Source organism: Mycolicibacterium llatzerense, from assembly GCF_000878195.1.
GTDB lineage: Bacteria > Actinomycetota > Actinomycetes > Mycobacteriales > Mycobacteriaceae > Mycobacterium > Mycobacterium llatzerense.
The window spans coordinates 35,235-57,198 of record NZ_JXST01000038.1 but is presented as its reverse complement, the minus strand read 5'-3'; the positions used below and the strand labels follow the sequence as shown (position 1 = coordinate 57,198).

Here is a 21,964-nt window from a genome sequence, read left to right as displayed (position 1 = left end):
GTACACGAATTTCGGTCGGCGAGCGGAGTGATCGGCGTGGAGACAAAGATCGTCTACGAAATCCCGGCGCCGACCCGGGTCGCGCCCGCCGCCGGCGTCGATTGGTACACCGGGGTCGAGGCGACGGCGACGTCCTGGCGCCGGCCGTCGGTGCTGCAGTGGACAGCCAGTACTGATCACCGCGGGACACACCACCGCTGCGAGCGGTACGACATCTCCGAGCAGTTCACGCCGAGCCTGCCCGCGTATGTGCTGACCGGGTACGGACTGGATTTCATGAGCGGCAGCGTGGACTTCCTGAAGTCGGTCGCCGACGAGCACTACGACCGGATGACGCGCCGTCAGCGCTGGAGTGCGATGAATCCGCACGCTGCGCTCGGCGACCACTGTGAGCCGCCGCTGTGGATGGCCGGGTCCGTCATCGGCGCGGCGTAGCGCCAGTGCGTGCCACATCAGCAAAAGTGACCGCATGGTAATATCGGCCGAGTCCCGGTGAGAACACCGTGTGGGAGGAAGTCATGTCCATTCGTAATGTCGTTATGGATCTCGTCCAGCGTCGGACGCTGCTGCCCGAGCGGCTCGACGCCGCGCTGGCCGGCCCGGGTCGCGACGTCAGTGATCTGACCATCGTGCTGACGGGCGCCTCGGCCGGAATCGGCCGACAGGCGGTCACCCAGCTCAGCGCCCGTGGCGCCACGGTCATCGCCGTCGCCCGTCGCGAAGACGAACTGCGGAGCCTGGCCGCCGAGACCGGATGCTCTTGGCGCACCTGCGATCTCGCGGACCAGGACGCCACTGCCCGACTGCTGACCGAGCTTGCCGATCAGCGGGTGGACGTCCTCGTGAACAACGCCGGCCACTCGATCCGCCGCAGCATCGCCGACGCCACCGACCGGTTGCACGACTACCAGCGCACGATGTCCCTCAACTACCTCGCGGCCGTCCAGCTGAGCCTGGGCCTGCTGCCCGGCATGATCGAACGCGGCCGCGGTCAGGTCATCAACATCTGCACGTGGGGCCTGCACGCCAACACATTTCCGCGATTCTCCGCCTATGCGGCCTCGAAGAGCGCGCTGGCGATCTTCGGCCGCAGCCTCAACGCCGAGCGGCCCCACCCCGGCATCAGCGCCACCAATGTCTACTTCCCGCTGGTCCGCACCGAGATGATCGCGCCCACTGCCGAATACGAAAGCGCCGCAGCACTTTCGGCGGAAGAAGCGGGACGCTGGATCGTCCGCGCGGTCACGCATCAGCCGGTGGAAGTCAGCCCGGCGGTCCTGCGTGCGGTCCTACCGACGATCGATCTCATCTCCCCTGCTACGGCCGACCGTGCCCTCGCGGCGCTCACGTAGCCCCGGCCGCAACTCGAAGGATCCGATGAACAAGCACCTGGTCTCCCGCGCGCTGTCGCGCGTCGTCATCGACGGCCTGCTGCCGCTGGTCGACAGCCGGCTGCCGGCGTCGCGCCTGCCGTTCGATGCCCCTGAGATTCTCAAACCCCATGATGTCTCGCGCGCCTGGGGCGTAACGCATTTCGGGGTGTTCGTCCCGGACCTGCCGGAGCCGTACCGCTACCTCAACACGATGACGCTGCTGGGCGCATCGGGTACCGAACTGTTCGACCTCGACCACCTCGCGGCGCCCGATGCGCGCGATACGTCCACGGTCTTCTCGTCGACGGCACATGCGGACCAGCGCTTCTATCGGGCCTACGACATGCACACTGACTGTTCGTTCACCGCCGACGGCCGCCGGCTGCGCTGGGCCGAGGACCTGGCCATCGATGTGGCGTTGCCCCACGTCGTCGTACGCGGCCGCTACCCGCAGTTCGACGTCGATCTGAAACTCGATGTCACAGATCAGGTTTCGTACTTCGTGAAATCGCCGGTGTACGACCATCTGAGCCTGCTCGCGCCGTATGCGGGCACCGTCGACGGCGTCGACGTCAGCGGTCTCGGCACCTTCGAGTACGCGAGAATCCGTACGCACCAGGCGCTTACCCGCAGTCCGGTGCCGGCCCGGTTCAAACTGCCGATGGACTTCTTCACCTACCAGATCATCAACCTCGATGAGCGCACTCAGGTGCTGCTGACCGACGTCCGGGCCCGGGGCCGGACTGCCTGCAAGTTGGCTCACGTACGAGTCCTCGGTGGTGAAACCGAGGTGTACTCCGACGTCCACTTCGCGGTCACCGAGTACGGCGAGCCACTGGTCGACGACCGCGGCAACACCATGCGAAGGCCCCGCAAGTTCAAGTGGTCGGTGCGCGACGGCGGCCGTGAGATTCTGGCCCTGATCGGCACCGTCGACTCGCCGTGGCGCCACGGCCACGGACCGGGATACGCCGCCGCCTACTCGTATACCGGTACCTGGGGTACCGGATCAGTTTCGGGCAGTGCATATCTGGAGTGGATCGACGTTCAGCCGCACTGAATCGGCCTGTTCGTCCCGGGCACCGGTCAACAACGGTTCGAACACCCGACAAGCCTGATTAGGCTGTCACGATGACCACGCGGCCCGTCAGCGGCAGAACCGGCACCAAAGGGGTGCCGCGCGGCGAGCGTGAGCAGCTGATCGTCGAGGCGGCAATCGCCGAATTCAGCCGGGCCACCTACGCGGGTGCGTCGCTGGCTGCCATCGCCGCGCAGGCCGAGGTCTCCAAGACCCTGATCATCAGCTACTTCGGGTCCAAAGAGGCGGTGTACGCCGCGTGCGTCACCAGGATCGGAAATCAGATCGAGCAGGCGGTCGCCGACGCGCTCCAGTCCCCCGATCACCTGGCCGGGGCCGGCGCCGCGGCCGGTGAGCCGGTGCTGGCCGCGATCTTCACGACGTTCGAGGGGCATCCGGGCGACTGGCATGTGCTGTTCGACCGGTCGGTCCCGAAGGGTCCGGCGCGGGATGCGGCGCGCGAGCAGCGGACGATCTTGCGCCAGCAGGCGTTCGCGGGAGTGTCGCGGTCCCTCGGCGGGGTCGGCCTGACCGATCCCGTCGATCTGGTCGCCGCCACCGGCGTGTGGGAACACATGGTGTCGGCACTGATGCTGTTCTGGCGCAATCATCCCGAGGAGCCCGCCGCTGAGATGGTCGCCCGCGCCCACCGGGTCCTGGCGGCCATGGCCGGGCACACGCTGGACAGCACGACGGGCTAGGTCACGACCCGTCCGTCGATACCGGCCGCCAACAACCTGCGGGGCGGCTCGGTCCCATCGAGGAGCCGGGTGATGCGTTTGACGATCAGCCAGCCGTGCGGTGCCTCGGCTGCGCGGTTCAGCTGGAAGTGGCTGACGCCGGCGCGGATGGCCTCGTAAGTCGTTGCGCGCCTGAGCAATAGCGTCGACTCACAGACCGCGACTGCCTCGTCGCCATGGATGGTGACGACGGCAGGACTCAGGAAGTGGGTGCATCCGGTGGTGATGAAGTCCTGATGACCGGGTGAGCGCACCATCGCGGCGACATCGTCGCGACCTGTCATGAGCCAGTTCTCGACGTCGTACACCCCGTCCGGTGCCCACATCGCGGCGACGGCGTCGGCCGAACCGGCGTCGACGAGCGGTCCGTACGAAGCGATCATCCGCTCGATGGCACGTTCGTCTTCGATGCGGCGCAGACGGGCTTCGAGCTCGGCGAGCCGCTGCTCGGTCACCGTTGCTCCGTGGCCAGCAGGTTCGTCAGGTCCGCCAAAGCGCCGAGCTGTTCGCAGCAGTGCGCGGCGGATCGGGAGGCGATGACGCACGTTGCCGCCGTCGCACCGGCGTCTTCGAGCGCACCGAGTTCGTCGAGTGTCTGTTGCGGTGCGCCCATCGGATCCAGCGGCCCCGTGGCGAGCACGACGTCGAAAGGGTCCGGAAGGTCCACGGCTGCAAGCATTGTCGCTATCTCGGCTGCCGTGAGGCCGAAGGGCATCCAGCCGTCCCCGAGCTCGACGGCGCGGCGAAGCGAACGCCGGGTCCGGCCGCCCACCCAGATCGGTACCCGCAGTTGCAGCGCGCAAGGGTCCATGACGACGGAGTCGTAGTTGTAGTACTTGCCTTGGTGCACTGGGTGATTGGTGGCCAAGGCCCCACGCAAGGCACTCATTGCCTCGTCTGCCCGGGCGCCCCGGTCGTCCCAGGCGGCGTCCAACAGGTCGAACTCTTCACGCAATGACCCGACGCCCACCCCCAGGATCAGCCGGCCGTCGCTGACCTGGTCGAGAGTGCCGTAGCGCTTGGCGATCTCCAGCGGATGGTGGTAGCCCAGCACCAGTACGGACGTCGCCAACTGAATTCGCGATGTCCGCCCGGCGATGAAAGCCAAGGTGGCCAACGGATCCCAGTACGTCGACCCCCGAGTGGCCGCGACATCAACTGGCACGACGACGTGCTCGGAGCAGGTGAGATAGTCGACGCCGAGCAGATCGGCCACGGCGGCGATCTCTCCGATCTCCGCGGCGCCTGCGGTTCTTTCCCACGTCGATGCGGTGGCCGGAACTTGGATGACCACCGGTGTCTGCAGTCCTATCCGCATGCACACGCCCTTCCGTCTTGGCGTCTGGATCGGATACCCTCGGACGCAGAAAACTAAAATGAATTTTAGATATGGGGTGAGAACTTGTCTAGCGAAGACGCGTTGCAGCTGCACAAGTACGGGCCGTGGGCCGTCATCGCGGGTGGCTCGGAAGGCGTCGGCGCCGAGTTCGCGGCACTGCTGGCGCAGGCCGGCATCAACCTGGTGTTGATCGCCCGCAAGCCGGGTCCACTGCAGGCCACCGCGAACCGGTGTCGCGAATCGGGCGTGGCGGTACGCGAACTCGCCGTCGACCTCACCACCGACGACGGCATCGACCAGATCATCAGCGCGACAGCTGATCTGGAAGTCGGGCTGCTCATCTACAACGCGGGCGCCAACACCCACAGCGCGGAGTTCCTCGACGGCGACCTCGGCGCGTTCCAGCGGGTCATCGATCTGAACATCACCACGCCGCTGCGGCTGGTCCAGCATTTCGGAGCGCCGATGCGCGAGCGCGGCCGCGGCGGACTGATGTTGGTCGGGTCGCTCAGCGGACATCTCGGGTCGGCGCGGCACACCGTGTACGGCGGTGTGAAGGCATTCAGCCGGATATATGCCGAAGGGCTCTGGCTGGAGCTGCGCGAGCACAACGTGGACGTCCTCGAGCTCGTCCTCGGCCTCACCAAGACACCGGCGATGGAGCGGGTCGGTCTCAATTTCGACATCCCCGGGATGCCGGCGTCCGATCCGGCCGACGTCGCGCGTGAAGGCCTGGCGAATCTCGCCAACGGCCCGGTGCACATCATCTCGAAGCACGCCGACAGCCCGGCCGTCCACGCCACCGGCGACCGCGGCAAGGTGCTGCTGGCGTCCCACGCGATGATCCAGAAGATGTTGCAGGGCACGCCTGCTGGACCACCGGAGTAGCGATGCCGCGAGCACCACTCGACCGGGAGCCGGCGACCCCGAGGACCCCCGCACAGATCGACCGCTGCGACCGCATCCTCGCCACCGCCGCGCGGCTCGGCGCGCGCCACGGACTCGAAGAAGTCCGGATGCAGGATGTGGCAGACCAGTCCGCGGTCTCGATCACCACGGTCTACCGCTACTACCCCACCAAGCATCATCTGTTCGCGGCGTTGCTCTTTCACTACACACAGAACGCCGCGCCGCCGGGCCCGACGACGGGGTACCCCATCGCCGACGTCACCGAACTCATGGCCGGCATCATTCGGACCATGCTCGCGCGCCCGCAACTGGCGCGCGCGATGATCACTTCGGTCAACGCCCGGCGCGCGGAATCGACTGTGAGCGGCGACTACAACCTGCGGAGCAACATCCTGGGTGTCGCCGGCATCGCCGCGCCGACCGCGGATGAGACGCAGATCGCGCTGCTGCTCGAGCAGTGCGCGTACGGCATCCTGTCGTGGGCCATCACCGGCGAGACGACGCCCGAGCAGGCCGAGCGCGACATGCGCCGCGCCTGTGAGCTGCTCATGGCGCCGTGGCGCCGACGCACCCGAACCAGACGAAATGAGGTCGACCGATGACCACCGACATCACCCTGAGCACCGGCGACCAAGCGCACGCCATCGAGGCATCAAACGCACCTTTGCCCGCCGCCTCCGGTGCATGGACACCAAGCAGTGGGAGATCTATCCGACGCTGCACACCGACGACGTCGTCTCCGAAACCTGGGATGGGTTGCCCGACAACAACAATTGGACACCCAAGGCCGGCAGTGGAAACCGTGTCGTCGGCAAAGAGCCACTGACGCGGGCCATTCGGTCACTGCTCGACGGCGGCACCACCGTCACGACCGTGCACCACGGCCACACCCCCGAGATCGAGCTGACCAGTGACACCACCGCCACCGGAATCTGGGCCATGGAGGACCAGCTGTGGTGGACCAACGGAGACATCGAAGAACATCTGCACGGTTACGGGCACTACCACGAGCAGTACCGCCTGGCGGACGGGAAGTGGCTGATCAGCTACCGCAAGCTGACGCGCCTGCGAGTCGACACCACGCCCCACTTCTTCGACTTCCTCAAGCGGCGGTAGGGCGCACTCTCATTTCAGCTGACTGGCCGCGTAGTCCTCGGGCCGGTTCGTCTTCATCCAGGCGCGCACCGGCCAGAACAACACCCACAGCACGCCGTACCCGACGGCGTAGATGGCCGCACACAGTGGGGCCGCAAACAGCCAGCCGGGGTAGATCAGCAGCAGGCAGAACTGCAGAAACTGTTTGACACCAACGGGATAGCCGTCGGCCATCGAAAAGAAGAATTTCGGGTGCATCGACCTCAGCAGGCCACGCCAGGCCGAGGTCGTCTCTTCCTCCGGTGTATCGCCGTCGGTGACGGCAGTCTGGTCGGGATGGGTCATGGGGCTCCTTGGCGGATCTCGGGATATCAGAGGGTCAGGCAGGGCTTGGCGCCGTCGTACACACCGCGGTGGTAGGCGTCGATGCGTTCGGTCCCCTGGCCGTGGTGTTGGACGTCCCCGCCGTCGGTGCGGTAGAGCAGCAGGGCGGCGACGGCCTTGTCCAGGTCGCCGGGCGAGAGGCTGTATCTGCTGTTGGGGCGGTTGTGGAGCAGGATGCTGGCGGCCCAGGAACCGGCGAGACAGTCTGCGCGCAGCGAGGTCTGCTTCGAGTCCTGCGGCTGGCCCATGCGGATCAGCGCCGCCAGTCCGTACTGTGTCGCGATGAGCGTCGCCACCGAGAAATCGCCGCCGCTGTCATAGATGTCGGGCATCGTCTTGACGTTGTCGAAGCCGACGTAATCGTCGTCCACGCAGTAGTACAGGACCGAACCCTTCATCGACTTGCCGCCGCAATCGGGCACCTTGTCAGGATCGATCTTGCGCGGTGCCTTCAGCGGAGTCCAGTCGTACTTGCCGTCGGTCAGCTCGGGGATCAGCTGCGTGAAGTAGTCCTCGAGATCCGCTGGGACACCATCGATTATCGCGTCATACGGAGCCTCGCCCCCGGAGGCCTGATCGGCGGCGTCGTTGAACGGCAATTCGACCACCACCGGGTCGCCGTTGCGATAGTCCGCACAGGCCTTCGGGCCCTTGCCGAACCCGGTGCGGAACGAGCTCACCCGGTCGAACCCACTGCCGTGCGCACTCAGATCGTGCTTGGCGGTACCCGGTTCATCGCGCAAGAACAAGAAACCGGCGAGGGCGTAGTCCATATCGTTGGCGCTGACGTTGTAGATGTCTTTGGCGTGGGCGGCCCACGCACCGGCAAAGCAGTCGGCCTGGATCTCCTTGGTCACCGTCTCGCCCTGGAAGTTCGCGCGGGCCTGGATCGCATGGCCCCACTCGTGGGCCAATACCAGCGGAATGACGAAGTCTCCGAACTTCTTTTGCAAGTCGGGTAGCAGCCCCGTGGCGTCCCAGGCCACGTCGTCGCCCTTGGAGCAGTAGAACGCATTGCCGGCAACGTCCGCGGGTGAGTCCGCACACGGCGGCACCGGGCCCTTCTTCGGGTCCACGGCGTAGAAGCCGCCCTTGACCGGCGTGTAGTCCTTCTCGTAGAGCTTGGGAAATTCGCTCTTCCAGTAGCTTTCGATGTTGCCGATGGCTTGGGCGACGATCTTGTTCACGGGATCCGATGCGTCGCCGTGGATCTCGGCCGGCGGGGCCATCGGCTTCGTCGTCGACGACGAACCCGCTTGAGGTTTCAGCTGCTTCTCGCCGCAGCCGGCGACGGCCAGGGTGCAGACCGCCAATAGCGCAGATGCCCGCCAGAGGGCTCGGTGCATTCCCATCGCTTACGACTTGGGCTTGTCGTCGACCTTGAACCCGTAGTTCACGTCGGAGCCGTCCACCTTGTTGACGGTGACCGTCACGCCGTACGTCTGGCCGCTGTCCTTGAGCTCGCAACGGAGGGTTGCGCCCTCCGTACCCTTCAGGTTCTCCGGGCACGTCAATGTTTCGGGCTTGGTCCCGAACTGCTGCCCCAGCTCTTCGCTGATCTGCTTGGCGACCTGGTCCTTGTCGATGGTCTGGACCATGTCGAACTTGACCTGCTCACCTTCGATGCTGGTGACCGTGACGTTGACGGTGCTGGTCTTGTCACCGACCTTCATGGTGCAGTTGATCTCGGCACCCTTTTGGCCCGCAAGGTTTTCGGGGCACGTCACCGAATCGGCCTTCTTGCCGTCGGCGCCGGTCATCTTGGTGATGATCTGGCTCTCGACATCCTTCTTGCTCACCGACGGCGTCCCGCTGGAGCAGGCAGCGGCGCCGAACACGGCAACCGTGATCGCGGACGCCAGAACGAGCCTCTGACACGTCGTGTTGGTCATGTCGCCAACCCCTTCCGAGTTTCGGGCGCCACTTACCGGCGCCGCACTGATCAAGCCGGACGGCAAAAGTTAGCTCCGCGGTGTTGGAATCCGGTTGGAAGTCCAGGCCGGTCTGGTTGGCGGCCGCCGGCGTTCCAACCACGTGCCGCGGCGAGTTCAACGGAATTCCAATCGGACGTCCATATCGTGACGCCGAGGACGTGACCGACGTCCGTCGTCTAACCCTGAGGAGTCACGATGCAGATGTCGCATCGGCCTGTCATCGCCGTTGCCGCCGCCGTTTGCCTGAGCTTCACGCTGGGCGCCTGCGGAGGCGACAAGGACAAGAGCACGACCAGCTCGAGCTCCAGTTCCAGCTCGTCGAGCTCGAGCAGCAGCTCGAGCGCGTCGTCGTCGACGAAGGCGGCGCCCAAGCTGAAGCCGCGCAAGGCTGACGAATCCGGGGCGAACCCCACGATCGCCGACTACATCAAGCAAGAGAAGATCCAGGAGACGTCGATCCATCCCGGGGATCCGGGCGCGCCCGCCGTGGACATCGAGCGGCCGACCGGTTGGGACAGCGCCGGGGAAGACACCCCCGATTACGCGTACGGCGCGCTCGTCTACACCGGGCCCGGCGCGCAGAGCACGGATTACACGGCGAACATCATTGCGCTGGTGTCGCGCCTGGACGGTCCGGTGGATCCGGACAAGCTGCTCAAGCTCGCCGGTGGCGAGGTGAAGAACCTCCCAGGTTTCGAGTCCGCCGGTGAGGAGGCGGGGACGTCAGCCGGCTTCCCGGCTTTCCGCATCGCCGGCACGTACAACCTCAAGGGCGGCGGCAAGGCCGCATTCGGCCAGGAGACCGTGGTCTTCAAGGGGCCCGACGGCTTGTACGTGCTGCAGATCAACGCGACCAGCGATGAGAGCCAGGGCAAGGAGCTGTTCGACGCGTTGGATGCGGTGGATAAATCTCTGAAGATCACCTTCTGACGAGATGGCGACGGCGCCACCCCGAAGTAAGGCGTATCTCCTCAAGAGCCGAACCAACACCTGGTGGGTGAACGTCGAACTGGAGTTGACGGACACCCAGGTGCGGTGCCTGGCGTCCGAGTATTCGAAATGGGTCGACGACCAGTTGGACCTGACCGACTATCAGGCGAAGCTGGCCGCGGGCCAGGAGGTGGTGATCTTCGACTACCCGCGGGACGCGGTGACGGTCACCTGGCTGCGTCAGTTGTATCGGGGCGGCTGTGAGGTCAGTCGTGGGAACTCCCGCAAATGGGTTGTCTCCCTGGTGTATCCGGCCGGATTCGGCAGTGTGCTGGATCTGATGACGGACCGGGCGATCTGGCGTCAGTGGCGCGAGGAACTCCCCGACCGGACCGTGCGGGCCTGATTCAGACGGGCTCGACCGACTGGGTCGCCAGCCGCTGTGCGATGCCACGGGCGAAGGCTTGTTCGCCCGTGGCATCGGCCAGGCGGCCGGCCCGGTGCAGCAGGGCGCGGGCGCTGTCGGGCCGGCCCTGGTACAGCTCGATGTCGGAGAGCAGGCACAGGAACATCGTGTTCATCACCGTGGTGCCGTCGCAGGTGTATTCCTCGAACGCCTGGAAGGCGACGGCGGCGTCCCCCTCGCCGGAGCCGAGCACCTGTGCCCAGACCCGGACGATGCGCGCGCACGCGGCCCATTGCGGGCTGCCCGCCGCGCTGAACTCGACGTCGACCTGGTCGGCCAGTTCGACGATGCCGTCGGTGATACCGAGGACGGCTGCGCATTCGACGTAGGTCAGGCGGGCGGCCAAGATGTTGAACACGTCGCCGCGGCTCTGTGCGAGATGCAGTGCGCGGCGGTGGTATTCGCGCATGGCGTCCACATCACCGCGGACTGCCTCGGCGATGGCCATCCAGCAGTAGACGCGGGGATGGAAGAAGTGCAGCGGATCGGTGACGGTCTCGGGCGGCGGGAAGGTGTCCATCATGTGCAGCCCGGTGCTGATCAGCATGTCGGTGTTGCCGCGCAGGGTGTACAGCAGGATGTGCACGAAGTCGTTGACCAGACCGATCACCGGATCACCGGATTTGTCGTACTGGTCCTGCAGACCGATCACGATGATCTCGACCTCGTCGATGCGGCCGTGCGCGCACAGCAACATGGACTGCAGCGCGATGGCGCCATAAAAGTTGCGGCCCTTGACTTCCTGGCCGATCTCGAAGGCCCGCTGGACGGCCGCGGCGGCCGACTCACTGGCCTGCCCCTCGAGGATGTTCTTCGCGCCGGCCAGGTGTAGCCACAGGGTGGCTTGCCGGTCCAGGTGTTCGGGCTTGGCCGGCAGCCGGTCACTGATCTGCAGCGCGTGCTCGGCGAGCCCGGCGACGTCGTGGTACGCGGACCGGTTCAGGGCCCGTTGGATGGACATCTCGAGGATGCCAAGGGCCACATCGGGATTGAGCTCGGCACCGGCCCGCCAGGCATGGTCGGCGGTGGCGATGACGTGTTCGTACGCGGCCGTCGCGAGCGTGGCCGCCCGGGTGGTGGCGATCGCGGCGTGCACGCTGGTGCGGTCGGTGGTGGCGAGCTGAGCGATGAGCGCGTCGCGTACCAGCCCGTGGCTGAATCGGTAGGCACCGGGGCGTGCCGGCAGTTCGTCGAGCAGGCCGGTCTGATACGCCGGACGCAGCCGGTTCTGCACTGTCGACACCGAAAGGTCGACGATGTCCGCCAGGTCGGCGACGTTGAATTCGGGCCCGACGACGGCGGCCGCGCACAGTACCCGCCGGCACGGCCGGTCCAGCACGCCGAGCCGCCGGCCGACGACGCCGACCACCGCGTCCGAGAGGGCGGGATGGCTGCGTTGCGGGCCACCGTCGGTATCGAGCGCCCGGGCGAGTTCCTTGATGTAGAAAGGGTTTCCGCCGGCCTGTTCCCAGACCTGGGCCGAGACGGCCGGCGGGATGGTGCCGCCGGCCACCGCGTCGACGAGGTGTGCGGCGGACGCGCGGTCGATGCCGTCCAGGTGCATCGTGACGGTGTCGTTCGACCGGACGATGCGCTCGAAAGACGACCGGTTCATCGGCCGGTCGGCGCCGAAGAAGGTCCAGTTGCCGATGATCTGGATGGGGATGCGCGGGAATTCTTCAGCGAGCAGGACCAGCGTGTTGATCGAGGCGGGGTCCGCCCGTTGCAGGTCGTCGATGACGAGCACCAGCGGGGCCATCGCCGACAGCTCGCGCAGCGCCGACACGATTCTCTCGACCAAGGCGAATCCTGTTGGCGCGAAACGACTACCGGTGCTGAGGTCGTCGTCGCCGTGCCATTCGGGCACCAGGGCATTCACCACGCCAGGCGCTTCCCGCAGTACCGCCTTGCGGCCGGCGGGTCCGAGCTCGCCGCCCAGCTGGCGCAGCAGCTGGATCCAGGTCCAGTGCAGGGGCAGCTTCACCCCGCTCGGGTGTCCGGCCCAGGCCACGGCGATGCCCGCCGCACGGGCGCGGGCGACGGCCGCCTGCGCCAACGTCGTCTTGCCGATGCCACTGTCGCCGGTGACGAGCGTCAGTCCGCCCGCTCCGCCCTCGGCTCGGCGCACGGCGGCGTTGACCGCACCGAGTTCGGTGTCCCGGCCGACGAATGGCGGCGGTGCTGCCGGATCGGGGTCGAGTGTGTGCAGCGGCGGCGCGACCCGCAGTTCCGCGGCCCCGTCCCGGATCTTCTCGAAGAGAGTCTGCAGGCCTTCGCCGGGCCGGGTGCCTACCTCGCGGTCGAGCGTCGTGCAGGCCCGCTCGAACGCCTGGATCGCGTCGGCGGTGCGGTTGGACCGGTGCAGGGCCAGCATCAGATGGCCCCACAACCGTTCCTGCAGAGGATGTTCCGCCAGTGCCGCCTCGACCTCGGGAACCAGTTCCCCGCCGCCGCCGAGTTGCAGTGCGGCGTCGAATCGCGCCTCGATGGCGGTGGTCCGCAGAGCCGCGAAGCGGATGGCCTCAGGCGCGGCGAACTCGTGATAGGCGAACTCTCCGAACGGATCTCCATGCCAGAGTCCCAGTGCCTCGGTAAGCATCTCGACGGCGGCGCCGGCCGCATGGCGGACCAGTGCCGTCCGGCCTTTGGCCACCAGGCTTTCGAAGCTGAGCAGGTCGATGGCGTCGCCGGTGAGCAGATTCAATTGGTAGCCGTGCGGATGCGAGGCGAGCCGTTGGCTCTGGCTGTCGGCCCGGCGGAGGTCCGGGGCCTGGTCAGGTCCGATATCTGCGCCCGGATCGAGGACCCGACGGAGGTTGGCCACATAGGAGCGGACCGAAGCCAGCGCCTTCGGCGGTGGCTCGTCGCCCCAGACGGCATCGATCAGGCGGTCGATGCTGACCACCGTGCCGTGATGGGCCAGCAGCACCGCCAGTACGCACCGCTGCTTCGGTCCGCCGAGCGCCGCCGGCGTGCCGTCGACCCGGGCCGTTACTGCACCCGAGAGGTAGTACTGGACCATTTCCCCCGATTCACAGCAAATTTGGAATTGGGGAGACGATACATCCGCGCGTGACCTGCGGCAGCCCAGATGAACCTGGCAATCTGCTGGACCGCCCGGTCACATCAGAGGATTTCCGGCCCCCGTTTACGCCCGGCCCGGCTCGCGATCCCGAATCCGGCGCCCACCAGGAGAAACGGGGCGCTGATGATGGCGAGCAGGGTCGGCAGGAACCACACCTGCCAATAGGTGTCGATGGTGGCGTCGTGCGGGTCATCGGGGTGGTAGCGGACGTCGACGTGCTCGCCGACCGTGGCCGGTGGTGGATTGCTGCTGATCGAGCTGAGGAAGCGGATGTGGGTGCCCGTCGAGGTGGCGAATTCGACGCGGGCCCGGTAGCGCGGGCTGCTGCCGCCGCCGCTGGGCACCAACTCGACGACCGTCCCGTCCGCGTGGCGGTCGGACGAATTCGATTGGGCCACAAACCCCGCGCAGATGCCGGCCGCGATGGCCAATGACAGCCCCACCGACAGGAATGCCTTCGCCAGGACCGGTGCCGGGGATTTCTTGGGCACGTCGGCGGTGGCGCCGAGTTCTGTTGGGACGGTCGTGGTGCCGGAGGCCGCCTTCCGGGCGCGTTGCTTGCGCAGCAGCGCAACGAGAATGGCGATGTCCACGATCACGATGACGGCGATCAGCACCACGATGTACTCGACGCGCATGGCCCCTCCGGAAATGTCGACACGGAGAGGGTAAGACGGCAGACGCCTGTGAGGGTTGTGTACGCGTATCTCGGGTTCCGCGTACACAACCCTCACAGGGATGCGGGGACAGGGACGGGCTAGGCCGGCCTAAGCATCCGTCTGCCCCAAGGTCACCTGCACCGAGCGTTCGGCTCCGGAGGGGTCGGCGTAGGTCACGGTGACGTTGTCGCCGGGCGCCTTGGACCGGATCGCCGCGACGAGCGCCTCAGGACCGTCGATCGGCTGGTTGTCGACCTTGGTGATCACCGCGCCCTTGTCCAGGCCGGCCGCGGCGGCGGGGCCGTCGGCGACGACACCGGCCACTGCCGCGCCCTGCGCGCTGGTGTTGGCGGCCAGCTTCACACCCAGCGAGGCGTGCTGCACGGTGCCGGTCGAAATCAGTTGGTCGGCGATGCGTTTGGCCTGATCGACCGGGATGGCGAAGCCGAGGCCGATCGAACCGGGCTGGGCACCACCGGAATCCGGGCCACCACCCAGCGAGGCGATCGCCGAGTTCACGCCGATGAGGTTGCCGTTCATGTCGACCAGCGCACCACCGGAGTTACCGGGGTTGATCGCGGCGTCGGTCTGGATGGCACTCATCACCGACTGCTGTCCGGTCTGCTCGTCACCGGTGCTCACCGGACGGTTCAGCGAGCTGATGATGCCGGTGGTGACGGTGCCCTGCAGGCCCAGCGGCGAGCCGACCGCCACCACGTTCTGCCCGACGCGCAGGTCCTTCGAGGAGCCGATGCTGATCGGGGTCAGGTCGGACACGCCCTGGGCCTTGACCACCGCGATGTCGTCGGCGGGATCGGCGCCCACCACGGTGAAGGGCACCGTGCGGCCGTCGGCCAGGGTGACGGTGGCCTTGGTCGGTCCGCCGGCGGTCATGCCGCGGGGCAGCCGGCCACTCGGGCTCAGCCCGCTCGGCAGTGAATCCTGTGCCGCGGCAGCCTGGTTGGCCTCGGCGACCACGTGGTTGTTGGTCAGGATCAGCCCGTCCGCGGTGAGGACGATGCCCGAGCCCTCGCCGCCCTGCTGGCCGGTCTGGACCTGCAGTTTCACGACGCTGGGCAGCACCTTGGCGGACACCGCTTCGACGGAGCCGGCCGGGGCCGCCGGCGCCTGCGCGGAAGCGGTTGGCAGCGAGCGGTTCTGAATTCCGGTGGCGAGCGGAACCTGCGCGGCCGGCACCACGCTGCCGAAGTGATCGACCGCGGCCATGGTGCCGGCGGCACCGGCCGCGATGGCTACCGCGGCGACGCCGAAGGCCAGCAATCCGGAGCGGGAACGCTTAGCTGGCGCCGGTGGAACGGGCGCGGCGGGGTACTGGTGCGGTGCCCCGTACGGAGTCCGCAGCGGCTGGGTGTGCTCGTCGGAAGCGTAGGGGCGCCGGTAGCGGTCATTGCTCCACTGGACCAGTTTCTCCTGCTCAGTGGCGTACTGCCGCGACCAGAGATGCTGGTTGTCCGGCGTCGGGGGTTCTGACGGGTGTCTCATTGGCGTTGACTACTTTCTCGAAACGTCGGTAAGACATGCGCGTTAACGCTTGATGTCTCCACCGTGCCGTCGCCAACTGAGGCGTTGCTGAGAAAGAGTTCGGGACAGCCCAAGACTTTTCAGATCACAAAAAGTGTCATTCCTGGCCGGGGCTCGGTACCGTCTGCGCATGTTCCGACGCGGCGTCGTGGTGCTTCTGACCATGTGGTTGTCGATCCTGGTCGGTACCGCGCAGGCGTGGGCGGAACCGGGCGTCGACCCCGGCTCACCGGCCGGCGAGGCCATCGTGGCGCCTGCCGTCGCGGCGTTGGCGGCCGAACTCGGCAAGCCCGCGACGCTGGCGGTCGAGACTGTCAACGTCTCCGGGCCGTGGGCATTCGTGTACGGCGGCATCCGCGGCGCTGACGGTCAGCCGTTCGACTTCCGCGGCACACCCCTCGCCGAGGGCGCTGCCGAAGGGTTCGTGTCCCGGACCTACGCGGCCCTGTTGAACCACCGAGGCGATCGGTGGACGGTGACGGAGCAGGCCGTCGGCCCGACGGACGTCGCATGGCAGGACTGGCCGCAGCGGTACGGCGCCCCGGCGTCGTTGGTCGCGGTTCCGTGAACCCCGGCTGAACTTCGGGCCTTGATTCCGGTGTCGGACTCGCGTGACGGTCCGTGCTGGGCCACGATCGACGGGTGCGTCCGACCCGACTGACCGCCGCCGGTGAAATCCCGGACACGGGACTACCCGACGACTTGTCGGCAACCATGACCATCGCCGAGCAGCACGACTGGCACCAGCAGTACCTGCGCCGGCACCGGGTATCGCGGCGGAACTTCCTGCGTGGGTCGGCTGCAGCCGCCGCGGTGGCGGCCCTGGGCCTGGCTCCGTTCGGGCGCCGCGCCTACGCGCAGGACGCGCCGCTGAGCGTGGCCAACCGCCGGGTCGGCTTCGGCGGTGACGCCACCAACCAGCTGAGGCTGTCCGCGCAGCTGTCGCGAAATCCCGGCATTACCAAGGTGTTCGTCGACCACGGACCCACCGATCAACTGGGCGCCACCTTCGAAGCCGAGGTACGCAACCTCGTCACCCAGATTCCGACCAACGACCGCGGCGTGCTGGCGGCCGAGCAGTTCTACGCCCATGTTCCGGTCGACGGCCTACCCGGCGGCACCGCGCACTTCTACCGGTGGCGCACCGAGGACGGTTTCGTCAGCGACGTGCGGTCTGCCAAGACGGCGATGCCCAGCGTGCGAAAGACGTTGGCACCGTTCCGGTTCACCATGATGGGCGACCAGGGCACCGATGATGTGCCCCGTCAGCCTGCGGGGCTCAAGCCGGGCGACTACGACGATCGCTACTACAAGCCGGACAACGAGCCCGACGCTCCGCACACCGCCAACGTGTTCAACCAGATCGTCGCGTCCAAACCCGAATTCCACCTGCTGGCTGGGGATATCGCCTACGCCGATCCGTCCGGCGGCGGCAAGCCGCTGTCGTTCGTCGCGTCGGGCAAGCCCGCGCACGGCTTCGACAAGTACAACCCGTTCGTCTGGGACGTCTACCTGGGCTCCATCGAGGCCAGCGCGGCGAGTACACCGTGGATGTTCGCGACGGGCAATCACGACATGGAGGCCTCGTATCCGAGCCACGGATACGGCGGCCACCTGGCGCGCATGGACTTTCCGGACAACGGCCCGGCGGCCTGCCCGTCGGTCTATTCGTTCACCTACGGCAACGTCGCGGTGCTGTCGCTGGACGCCAACGACGTCAGCTTCGAAATCCGTTCCAACACCGGCTATTCCGACGGCACGCAGAATTCCTGGGTCGAACGCACGCTGGCCGCCTACCGGGCCGACCCCAACATCGATTTCATCGTCTGCTTCTTTCACCACTGCGCCTACTCGACCACCGACTCCCACGCCAGCGACGGCGGTGTCCGGGCGGCCTGGTGCGAGCTGTTCGACCGCTACCAGGTCGATCTCGTGCTGCAGGGACACAACCACGTCTACGAACGCACCGACCCGATCCGCGCCGACCGCTCCACCAAGGTCGCCGGTGACAACTCCACCGTGGACGCGGAAACCGACGGCACCGTCTACTACACCGTGGGTTGCGCCGGCCGGCCGCGATACGGCTTCCAGCCGGGCGAGCCCGAGAGCTACCGCGGCCACGAGACTCCCGACACGTTCGTCCCCAACAGCTATGTCTGGACGTCCGACGGTGAGAAGAAGGCCGAAGCCGTCGGCTGGTCGCGGGTGCGCTTCCGCAACTACGCCTTCATCCGCGTGGACGTCAGGCCCGGGCAGCTGCTCAGCGAAATGGACGTGACCGCGGTCGACGAACACGGCCGGGAATTCGACAAGGTCACCTATCGCCGCAGGGTGCGCGCGTAACCGCGGATCACCCACCTCTGGCAGCTGACGCGGCTGCCTCTTATGGTTAGCCGGTGGATGGGACACCGTTCGGCCGCTACCGGCTGATTGAGCTGCTCGGCCGCGGCGGCATGGGTGAGGTCTGGAAGGCCTACGACACCACCATGAAGCGGGTCGTCGCGATGAAGGTGCTGCCCCCGACCTTCGCGGACGACGAGCAGTACCAGGTGCGTTTCCGGCGGGAGGCCCATGCGGCCGCCGGGCTGGACGAGCCGCACATCGTGCCGATCCACGATTTCGGTGAGATCGACGACCGGCTCTACGTGACGATGCGGCTCATCGACGGCAAGACCGTCCAGGAGCTGCTGGCCAACGGCCCGTTGCCGCCCGACCGCGCGGTCTCGATCGTCGAGCAGATCGCCGCCGCGCTCGGTGCCGCGCACGGTGTCGGCCTGGTGCACCGCGACGTGAAACCCGCCAACATCCTGGTCACCCCAGACGATTTCGCGTACCTCATCGACTTCGGTATCGCCCGCGCCGCCGGCGAGACCAAGCTGACCCACACCGGCGCCACCATCGGGACGGTCGCCTACATGGCGCCCGAGCGCTTCACCAGCGACCGTTGCGACGCGCGGTCCGACATCTACGCGCTGACCTGCGTGCTGCACGAATGTCTGGTCGGGGCCCCGCCGTTTCCGGGCGACAGCATGGAGCGGCAGATCACCAGCCACCTCTACTCGGATCCACCGCGGCCATCGACCATGCGGCCTGGTATCTCGGCGTACATGGATCAGGTGATCGCTACTGGCATGGCCAAAGATCCCGAACTGCGTTATGCCACAACCAAAGACCTGGCTGCCGCCGCCCGCGCCGCATTGGCCGGACCGGCGCAGCCCGCTCAGTTCGGTCAGCCCGCTCAGCAGACACCGCCGCCGGCGTGGGCCGCCCCGTCGGTCCCCTACCCCACGACCGGCCCCGAGTCCTACCCGGCGCACGCACACACGCAGTATGCGAGCCCGGCCCAGAGCCTGGGGCCCGGATCCGCGCAGTGGTCGCCGCCCCAGCTGACGAATGCCCAACCGGCACAGTCGTGGTGGCGCAACTCGGCGGTCGTGATCGTCGCCGCGTTGGTCACGGTGGTCGTCCTCGGAGGCGCCGGCATCGCCTACGTGATGTGGCCCGACAGCGGTTCGAGTGATCAGCCGGCGGCCACCAATGATCCCAGCGCGCAACTGTTTCCATCGATGCCCACCGGCCCCGGCGGCACCGTTGGGTACCCGACCGGTGGCATGTCCACTCCCGCCTCGACTGCCGCGTCGACACCGCCGGGACCCAGCCAGCTGCAGACCGCCGACGGCCTGACCAATCTGATCGGGACCATCAAGGCGAAGTTCGGGGACGCCATGGGATTCAAGCTCGTGGTCTACCCCGACTACGCGATCATGGATCGCGTCTCGCCCACCAACAAGCACGTCGACCAGAGCTTCATGTACCGCGGCGGCAGCTGGAACAAATGGGGTTCGGATACCAGCACCAGTTCGTTCGACGTGCTGGCGGATCTCGGTGCCATCAATGCGCAGGCGGTGGCTGCGACGATGGCCGGCGCGCCCCCACAACTGGGCGCGGAGCCGGGATCGCAGATGTACCTCATCATCGAGGGTGAAGAGGGCGGCGGCCTGGGCCTGGCGATTCACTCCACCGCACCGGGCACCGGATACATGCAGGTCAACGCCGACGGAACCGTCAAGCAGATCTACCCGCCGTAACGGGCTGCGCCCCCGCTGCGTAGTAACGGAGCGATCGCTCTGTTATGGTGTGCCGGTGCCCCGGCCTCGTGTCTACGACCTCGATGCGGTGCTCGACGCTGCCGAGTCGCTGGCCGTCGAGGCCGGACCGGCCGGCGTCACCACCCGCGCCGTCGCGGCTGCGGCCGGGATCTCCAACGGCGCGATCTATCACAATTTCGGCTCGCGGACGGATCTCGTCGCCCGGACGTGGCTGCGTGCGGCACGCCGATTCCTCGATGTCCAAACGGAATTGGTCGATGCGGCGCTGGCCGACACGGCTGCCGACCCGGTGGACGCCGTCGTCGCAGCCGCACAGGCCCCTGCGGTGTTCTACGAACGCCGGCGGCAGTCGGCTCAACTGGTGTGGCGGGTGCAGCGCGACCAGCTGCTCGGCCCCGACCTACCGGTGTCGCTGGCGGCCGAACTCAAAGACCTCGACCGCCAGCTGATCGATCTGATGGTGCGGCTGTCGTCGCACCTGTGGGACCGGCGCGACGGCGCGGCGGTCGATGCCATCACGGTGTGCATCGTGGATCTGCCGACGGCAATCATCTTGTCCCGCAACAGAATCAGTAACAGCTGGGCGCGCGATCGGCTGTCCGCAGCCGTTCGGGCGGTCCTTGCCGACGAACCCATCCCAACCAGGAGGAAACAACCATGACCATCACCGTCAGCTACCAGGACAAGATCGCCATCCTCAATCTCGGCGATGACGAGAACCGGTTCTCGCTGGGCTTCCTCGACGACATCAACGGCGCCATCGACGATCTCGTCGCGGGTGGCGCCCAGGGTCTGGTCACCACCGGTGCCGGGAAGTTCTACTCCAACGGGCTGGATCTCGACTGGCTGATGGCGCACGGCGACCAGATGCAGTCGTACGTCGGGCGGGTGCATGCGCTGTTCGCGCGGGTGCTGACCCTGCCGATCCCCACGGCCGCCGCGGTCAACGGGCACGCCTTCGGCGCCGGCGCCATGCTGGCGATGGCCCACGACTACCGGACCATGCGCTCCGACCGCGGATTCTTCTGTTTCCCCGAGGTCGACATCCGGATTCCGTTCACGCCCGGGATGGCCGCCCTGATCCAGGCCAAACTGACCCCGCAGGCGGCGATCGCCTCGATGACCACGGGCCGGCGCTTCGGTGGTGACGACGCCGCCAAGTACGGAATCGTGGAGGCCGCCGCGGCCGAGGACGCCGTGGTGCCTGCCGCGGTGGAGCTCGTGATTCCGGTGGCGGGCAAGGATTCTCAGACCATGGCCGCCATCAAGGCGACGATGTTCGGCCCGGCGATCGCGGCGCTGCAGGCCGAGTAAGAGCCGGCAGCTGGGGCGGCTGGACAGCTCGCTGCCGGGTCCGATGGGCAGCTCGCTGCCGGGTCCGATGGGCAGCTCGCTGCCGTGGCCTGATAGGCATAAGAGCGTGGGACAGAACGAGCGCAAGAAGATCGTCATGACCGACGACGAGATCGTCGAATTCATCGATCGCAGCCGGACCGCGACCATGGCCACCGTCCTGGCCGACGGCCGGCCGCACCTGGTGGCCATGTGGTACGCCGTGCTCGACGGCGAAATCTGGTTCGAGACCAAGGCCAAGTCGCAGAAGGCGCTCAACCTGCGCCGGGACTCGACCATCACCGTGATGATCGAGGACGGTGACACCTACGGCACCCTGCGCGGCGTCTCGATCGACGGCACCGCCGAGATCCTCGACGACGTCGACACCTGTCTGCGCGTGGGCATCAGCGTGTGGGAGCGCTACACCGGCCCCTACACCGACGAGATGCGCCCGTTCGTCGACCAGATGATGAACAACCGCGTCGCGGTCCGCGTCGTGCCGAGCCGGATGCGCAGCTGGGATCACCGCAAGCTCGGCATGCCCGACATGCCGGTCAGCGGTTCGACCGCGCAGTACCTGGGCCAGCAGTGATCTCGGCGCGCCCCGTATCACTCTCCGATACGGAGCGCGCCCAAACCACTCAGGCCGGATCGACCAGCGGCGCGTACTCGGGATGCTTGGCGATGTATCCGCTGACCATCGAGCATTCCGGGACGATGCGTAACCCTGCGGCTCGCGTGGCGTCCAATGCCTCGGCGACGAGGATTGTCGCCAGCCCGCGGCCACCGTATTCGGGCTGAACTTCGGTGTGCGGGAAGATGCGTCGGCCGCCCTGGTCGAGGTAGTCGATCAGCCCGACAGTCCTGCCGTCGACGGCGATGGTGAATCGTCCGGCTTCGGCGGTGACGGTGGTGGGTGCTCCGGTGTTGTCGGTAACGCTCATCCCGCCACGGTAACCCTCATGCGTAAAACCGCTGCCCGCGCT

At 67.1% G+C, this 21,964-nt stretch carries 23 protein-coding genes and 1 pseudogene; 15 read left to right on the top strand and 9 right to left on the bottom strand.

The annotated features are described in order from the left end of the window. The first annotated feature begins 36 nt into the window (after positions 1-36). The 4 genes from TL10_RS22960 (at position 37) to TL10_RS22945 (ending at position 3,152) form a co-directional block, all read left to right on the top strand. Positions 37-435 carry a hypothetical protein gene (locus tag TL10_RS22960; protein WP_131630790.1) on the top strand — a complete coding sequence of 133 codons (399 nt, stop codon included), beginning with the start codon at positions 37-39 and terminating at the stop codon, positions 433-435. 83 nt (positions 436-518) lie between these two features. Further along, on the top strand, positions 519-1,352 hold the full coding sequence (locus TL10_RS22955; protein WP_043987505.1) for an SDR family NAD(P)-dependent oxidoreductase: 834 nt from the start codon (positions 519-521) through the stop codon (positions 1,350-1,352). A 25-nt stretch (positions 1,353-1,377) separates the two neighbouring features. Beyond that, positions 1,378-2,433 carry a DUF6670 family protein gene (locus TL10_RS22950; protein ID WP_043987504.1) on the top strand — a complete coding sequence of 352 codons (1,056 nt, stop codon included), beginning with the start codon at positions 1,378-1,380 and terminating at the stop codon, positions 2,431-2,433. A gap of 113 nt (positions 2,434-2,546) precedes the next feature. Then, entirely contained in the window at positions 2,547-3,152 is a 606-nt protein-coding gene (locus tag TL10_RS22945) for a TetR/AcrR family transcriptional regulator (RefSeq protein WP_043391920.1), read from the top strand. On the opposite strand, the gene TL10_RS22940 is transcribed toward TL10_RS22945, so the two are convergent. Both TL10_RS22940 and TL10_RS22935 read right to left on the bottom strand, forming a co-directional pair. Then, positions 3,149-3,646, bottom strand: a complete 498-nt coding sequence (locus tag TL10_RS22940) for a nuclear transport factor 2 family protein (RefSeq protein WP_043987493.1) — start codon at positions 3,644-3,646, stop codon at positions 3,149-3,151. The genes TL10_RS22945 and TL10_RS22940 overlap by 4 nt on opposite strands. Continuing rightward, positions 3,643-4,509, bottom strand: coding sequence for an LLM class F420-dependent oxidoreductase (locus tag TL10_RS22935; RefSeq protein WP_043987492.1), 867 nt, complete (start codon positions 4,507-4,509; stop codon positions 3,643-3,645). The genes TL10_RS22940 and TL10_RS22935 overlap by 4 nt, the downstream gene beginning before the upstream one ends. Positions 4,510-4,593: 84 nt before the next feature. Here TL10_RS22935 and TL10_RS22930 point away from each other — a divergent pair, with 84 nt between their 5' ends. The 3 genes and pseudogenes from TL10_RS22930 (at position 4,594) to TL10_RS22920 (ending at position 6,555) form a co-directional block, all read left to right on the top strand. Then, positions 4,594-5,418 (top strand): SDR family NAD(P)-dependent oxidoreductase, encoded by an 825-nt coding sequence (locus TL10_RS22930; protein ID WP_082068045.1) that lies wholly within the window; start codon positions 4,594-4,596, stop codon positions 5,416-5,418. A gap of 2 nt (positions 5,419-5,420) precedes the next feature. Then, complete coding sequence (locus tag TL10_RS22925) at positions 5,421-6,041, top strand: TetR/AcrR family transcriptional regulator (RefSeq protein WP_043987490.1); 621 nt, start codon at positions 5,421-5,423, stop codon at positions 6,039-6,041. After that, a pseudogene (locus TL10_RS22920) lies at positions 6,038-6,555 on the top strand (nuclear transport factor 2 family protein). The gene TL10_RS22925 and the pseudogene TL10_RS22920 overlap by 4 nt, the downstream one beginning before the upstream one ends. 9 nt (positions 6,556-6,564) lie before the next feature. Here TL10_RS22920 and TL10_RS22915 read toward each other — a convergent pair. Genes TL10_RS22915 through TL10_RS22905 form a run of 3 tightly spaced genes read right to left on the bottom strand, consistent with a single transcriptional unit; the run spans position 6,565 to position 8,810 of the window. After that, complete coding sequence (locus TL10_RS22915; RefSeq protein ID WP_043391397.1) at positions 6,565-6,879, bottom strand: hypothetical protein; 315 nt, start codon at positions 6,877-6,879, stop codon at positions 6,565-6,567. 26 nt (positions 6,880-6,905) lie between these two features. Continuing rightward, complete coding sequence (locus tag TL10_RS22910; RefSeq protein ID WP_043987489.1) at positions 6,906-8,270, bottom strand: neutral zinc metallopeptidase; 1,365 nt, start codon at positions 8,268-8,270, stop codon at positions 6,906-6,908. 3 nt (positions 8,271-8,273) lie between these two features. Further along, positions 8,274-8,810: an anti-apoptotic protein gene (locus TL10_RS22905; RefSeq protein ID WP_043391392.1), complete on the bottom strand. Its 537-nt coding sequence runs from the start codon at positions 8,808-8,810 to the stop codon at positions 8,274-8,276. Between the two features lie 237 nt (positions 8,811-9,047). On the opposite strand from TL10_RS22905, the gene TL10_RS22900 reads away from it, so the two are divergent. Continuing rightward, positions 9,048-9,782, top strand: a complete 735-nt coding sequence (locus TL10_RS22900; protein WP_043987487.1) for an LpqN/LpqT family lipoprotein — start codon at positions 9,048-9,050, stop codon at positions 9,780-9,782. A gap of 4 nt (positions 9,783-9,786) precedes the next feature. Beyond that, positions 9,787-10,188, top strand: coding sequence for a hypothetical protein (locus TL10_RS22895; protein WP_043987486.1), 402 nt, complete (start codon positions 9,787-9,789; stop codon positions 10,186-10,188). Between the two features lies 1 nt (position 10,189). Here the strand turns inward: TL10_RS22895 and TL10_RS22890 are convergent, their stop codons facing one another. The 3 genes from TL10_RS22890 to TL10_RS22880 all read right to left on the bottom strand — a co-directional run bounded on the left by TL10_RS22890 (position 10,190) and on the right by TL10_RS22880 (position 15,270). Beyond that, positions 10,190-13,270 (bottom strand): ATP-binding protein, encoded by a 3,081-nt coding sequence (locus tag TL10_RS22890; RefSeq protein WP_043987485.1) that lies wholly within the window; start codon positions 13,268-13,270, stop codon positions 10,190-10,192. 104 nt (positions 13,271-13,374) lie between these two features. Next, on the bottom strand, positions 13,375-13,971 hold the full coding sequence (locus tag TL10_RS22885) for a DUF3592 domain-containing protein (RefSeq protein WP_043987483.1): 597 nt from the start codon (positions 13,969-13,971) through the stop codon (positions 13,375-13,377). 129 nt (positions 13,972-14,100) lie between these two features. Beyond that, a complete protein-coding gene (locus TL10_RS22880) occupies positions 14,101-15,270 on the bottom strand; it encodes a S1C family serine protease (protein ID WP_043987503.1) in 1,170 nt (389 codons plus the stop codon). Positions 15,271-15,664: 394 nt separating this feature from the next. Here TL10_RS22880 and TL10_RS22875 point away from each other — a divergent pair, with 394 nt between their 5' ends. From TL10_RS22875 to TL10_RS22850, 6 genes are all read left to right on the top strand, one after another. Then, entirely contained in the window at positions 15,665-16,102 is a 438-nt protein-coding gene (locus TL10_RS22875; protein ID WP_043987481.1) for a hypothetical protein, read from the top strand. A 146-nt stretch (positions 16,103-16,248) separates the two neighbouring features. Then, on the top strand, positions 16,249-17,877 hold the full coding sequence (locus TL10_RS22870; RefSeq protein WP_234711521.1) for a metallophosphoesterase: 1,629 nt from the start codon (positions 16,249-16,251) through the stop codon (positions 17,875-17,877). Between the two features lie 53 nt (positions 17,878-17,930). Further along, on the top strand, positions 17,931-19,622 hold the full coding sequence (locus TL10_RS22865) for a serine/threonine-protein kinase (RefSeq protein WP_043987478.1): 1,692 nt from the start codon (positions 17,931-17,933) through the stop codon (positions 19,620-19,622). A gap of 55 nt (positions 19,623-19,677) precedes the next feature. Continuing rightward, the gene (locus tag TL10_RS22860) at positions 19,678-20,304 is read left to right on the top strand and encodes a TetR/AcrR family transcriptional regulator (protein WP_043391914.1); all 627 of its coding nucleotides are present in this window, start codon (positions 19,678-19,680) and stop codon (positions 20,302-20,304) included. Then, on the top strand, positions 20,301-20,957 hold the full coding sequence (locus TL10_RS22855) for an enoyl-CoA hydratase-related protein (RefSeq protein ID WP_043987476.1): 657 nt from the start codon (positions 20,301-20,303) through the stop codon (positions 20,955-20,957). Before TL10_RS22860 ends, TL10_RS22855 begins: the two co-directional genes overlap by 4 nt. A 106-nt stretch (positions 20,958-21,063) precedes the next feature. Next, positions 21,064-21,570: a pyridoxamine 5'-phosphate oxidase family protein gene (locus TL10_RS22850; protein WP_043391371.1), complete on the top strand. Its 507-nt coding sequence runs from the start codon at positions 21,064-21,066 to the stop codon at positions 21,568-21,570. Between the two features lie 49 nt (positions 21,571-21,619). Here the strand turns inward: TL10_RS22850 and TL10_RS22845 are convergent, their stop codons facing one another. After that, on the bottom strand, positions 21,620-21,922 hold the full coding sequence (locus tag TL10_RS22845; RefSeq protein WP_043391370.1) for a GNAT family N-acetyltransferase: 303 nt from the start codon (positions 21,920-21,922) through the stop codon (positions 21,620-21,622). Positions 21,923-21,964: the final 42 nt, after the last annotated feature.

What these genes read in the sequence shown, in the direction of transcription:
- TL10_RS22955 (WP_043987505.1), top strand. Translation starts at nt 519, where the DNA reads ATGTCCATTCGTAATGTCGTTATGGATCTCGTCCAGCGTCGGACGCTG.
- TL10_RS22950 (WP_043987504.1), top strand. Translation starts at nt 1,378, where the DNA reads ATGAACAAGCACCTGGTCTCCCGCGCGCTGTCGCGCGTCGTCATCGAC.
- TL10_RS22935 (WP_043987492.1), bottom strand. Translation starts at nt 4,509, where the DNA reads ATGCGGATAGGACTGCAGACACCGGTGGTCATCCAAGTTCCGGCCACC.
- TL10_RS22925 (WP_043987490.1), top strand. Translation starts at nt 5,421, where the DNA reads ATGCCGCGAGCACCACTCGACCGGGAGCCGGCGACCCCGAGGACCCCC.
- TL10_RS22915 (WP_043391397.1), bottom strand. Translation starts at nt 6,879, where the DNA reads ATGACCCATCCCGACCAGACTGCCGTCACCGACGGCGATACACCGGAG.
- TL10_RS22910 (WP_043987489.1), bottom strand. Translation starts at nt 8,270, where the DNA reads ATGGGAATGCACCGAGCCCTCTGGCGGGCATCTGCGCTATTGGCGGTC.
- TL10_RS22905 (WP_043391392.1), bottom strand. Translation starts at nt 8,810, where the DNA reads ATGACCAACACGACGTGTCAGAGGCTCGTTCTGGCGTCCGCGATCACG.
- TL10_RS22900 (WP_043987487.1), top strand. Translation starts at nt 9,048, where the DNA reads ATGCAGATGTCGCATCGGCCTGTCATCGCCGTTGCCGCCGCCGTTTGC.
- TL10_RS22895 (WP_043987486.1), top strand. Translation starts at nt 9,787, where the DNA reads ATGGCGACGGCGCCACCCCGAAGTAAGGCGTATCTCCTCAAGAGCCGA.
- TL10_RS22890 (WP_043987485.1), bottom strand. Translation starts at nt 13,270, where the DNA reads ATGGTCCAGTACTACCTCTCGGGTGCAGTAACGGCCCGGGTCGACGGC.
- TL10_RS22885 (WP_043987483.1), bottom strand. Translation starts at nt 13,971, where the DNA reads ATGCGCGTCGAGTACATCGTGGTGCTGATCGCCGTCATCGTGATCGTG.
- TL10_RS22875 (WP_043987481.1), top strand. Translation starts at nt 15,665, where the DNA reads ATGTTCCGACGCGGCGTCGTGGTGCTTCTGACCATGTGGTTGTCGATC.
- TL10_RS22870 (WP_234711521.1), top strand. Translation starts at nt 16,249, where the DNA reads ATGACCATCGCCGAGCAGCACGACTGGCACCAGCAGTACCTGCGCCGG.
- TL10_RS22855 (WP_043987476.1), top strand. Translation starts at nt 20,301, where the DNA reads ATGACCATCACCGTCAGCTACCAGGACAAGATCGCCATCCTCAATCTC.
- TL10_RS22845 (WP_043391370.1), bottom strand. Translation starts at nt 21,922, where the DNA reads ATGAGCGTTACCGACAACACCGGAGCACCCACCACCGTCACCGCCGAA.